Genomic DNA, 1969 nt, shown 5'->3' with positions numbered 1-1969 from the left:
CGCCGCCGCGCCCGCCCGCCGCCACGACGACGAACAGCGCCTGGCCCGCGCCTGGTTCGCCGCCACGTACCGCTCGATGGAGGCCATGACGACCGAACTCGGCCTGGCCACCGACAAGATCGACGTCAGCGGCGCCGCCCCGGTGCCGTCCGCGCAGACCTCGCCCACCAACATCGGCTGCGGCCTGTGGTCCACGGTCGCGGCCGCCGGACTCGGGATCCTCTCCGAGTCCGCCATGCACCGGCGTCTCCAGCGCGCCGTCGCCGCCGTCGAACGGCTGGAGCGCGCCCACGGGTTCTGGTTCAACTGGTACGACGCGCACGACGGTTCGCTCCTCACGTCGTGGCCGGAGACCGGCGACCCGATCCGCCCCTTCCTGTCCACCGTCGACAACGCGTGGCTGGTGACCGGGCTGCGGATCGCCGCGGACGCCGATCCCGCGCTGCGGCCCCGGATCGGGGCGCTGCTCGCCGACGCCGACTGGTCGTACTACTACACGCCCTACGACCCGGCCGACCCGGTCGCGGGCCCCGGCCAGCTCCGGGGCGGCTACTGGCCGGACAAGCCGGGCAGGGGCGAGCCCACCGGCCACCACTACGGCGCCCTCAACACCGAGCCCCGGATGGCGAGTTACCTCGGCATCGCGGACGGCTCGCTGCCCTCGGCGCACTACTGGCACCTGCTGCGCACCCTGCTGCCCGGCATGGGCCAGGAACAGGAGCCCGGCGGCCGGTACGTGACCGTGGACGGGGTGCGGGTCTGGGAGGGGCACTACACCTACCGGGGCCGCAAGCTCGTCCCCACCTGGGGCGGTTCGATGTTCGAGGCGCTGATGGTGCCGCTGTTCGTGCCGGAGTCCACCTGGTCGCCGCGCTCGTGGGGGACCACGCACCGCAGGTACGTGCGCAGCCAGATCGAACACGGCCTGGACGAGGAGGAGTACGGCTTCTGGGGCTTCTCCCCGGCCTCCGTCCCGTCCGGCGGCTACCGCGAGTACGGCGTCGACGCCATCGGCATGCAGGAGGACGGCTACCACTCGCTCGGCACGGTCACCCCGCACGCCTCCTTCCTGGCCCTGCCGCAGGCGCCCGCCGAGGCGCTGGCCAATCTGCGCGCCCTGGACCGCGCGTTCGGCGCCTACGACGACCGGTACGGCTTCCGCGACTCGGTGGACGTCACCACGGGCCGGGTCAGCGACGTCGTCCTCGCCCTCGACCAGGGCATGATCGTGGCGGCCCTCGCCCAGCACCTGCGCCCCGGGCTGCTCCAGACCCCGTTCCGCACCGGCGGTTTCGCCGCCCGGGTCCGCCCGCTGCTCGCCAGGGAGCGCTTCTCGATCTGAGAGCCGTCCCGCCCGGGACCCGTGCCGAACCTGTCGGCCTGTCCCCGTCCCCGGGGGCAGGCCGACCGCCGGTGCGCCGGGGGCCCGCCGGACACGACCTAGGCGTCCGGGTCCGGGAGGCGGGCGGCGAGGCGGGCCGCGAACTCCTCCGCCCGCGCGAGCTGGACCCGCAGGTCGGCCACCCTGCGCCCGGCCGCCGCCTCGAACTCCCGCAGCCGGGCCAGCAGTTCGGCCCGCTCCTCGGGCGCCGCGGGCTCGTCCGCGTCGAGCCGGTCGGTCGTCTCCAGCAGGGAGCGCATCTCGTCCAGCGTGAACCCGAGCGGCTTCATCCTGCGGATGATCATCAGGCGGTCCACGTCGGACTCGGTGTAGAGGCGGAAGCCGCCCTGCGAGCGGGCCGACGGCACCACGAGCCCGGCGTCCTCGTAGTGCCGGATGGTGCGCAGGGACAGCTCGGTCCGCGCGGCGACCTCCCCGATCTGCATGTGCCTGCCGTCCACGTCCCTGTCCCGGCCTCTCTCGCTGCGGGCCCACCGTCCGGTGCCGCCCGGCCACCGATCTCTACCCTAACGTTAGGGTAGAGTTGCCGGGGTCGCGGGCCGCCACGCGCCGCCGTGCCGGGGCCGG

2 protein-coding genes are annotated in these 1969 nt (G+C 74.5%); one reads left to right on the top strand and one right to left on the bottom strand.

Annotated elements, in window-relative coordinates; genetic code table 11:
• Nucleotides 1-1342 (top strand): glucoamylase family protein (locus GA0115242_RS26595; protein WP_237549327.1); only part of this gene is annotated, 1342 nt, incomplete at its 5' end.
• A gap of 98 nt (nucleotides 1343-1440) precedes the next feature.
• Here GA0115242_RS26595 and GA0115242_RS26590 read toward each other — a convergent pair.
• On the bottom strand, nucleotides 1441-1842 hold the full coding sequence (locus tag GA0115242_RS26590) for a MerR family transcriptional regulator (protein ID WP_093832768.1): 402 nt from the start codon (nucleotides 1840-1842) through the stop codon (nucleotides 1441-1443).
• Nucleotides 1843-1969: the final 127 nt, after the last annotated feature.

The sequence above is a fragment of the Streptomyces sp. SolWspMP-5a-2 genome (assembly GCF_900091845.1).
GTDB lineage: Bacteria > Actinomycetota > Actinomycetes > Streptomycetales > Streptomycetaceae > Streptomyces > Streptomyces doudnae.
The sequence above is the reverse complement of the archived record's forward strand: the minus strand, read 5'-3'. Positions and strand labels throughout refer to the sequence as shown.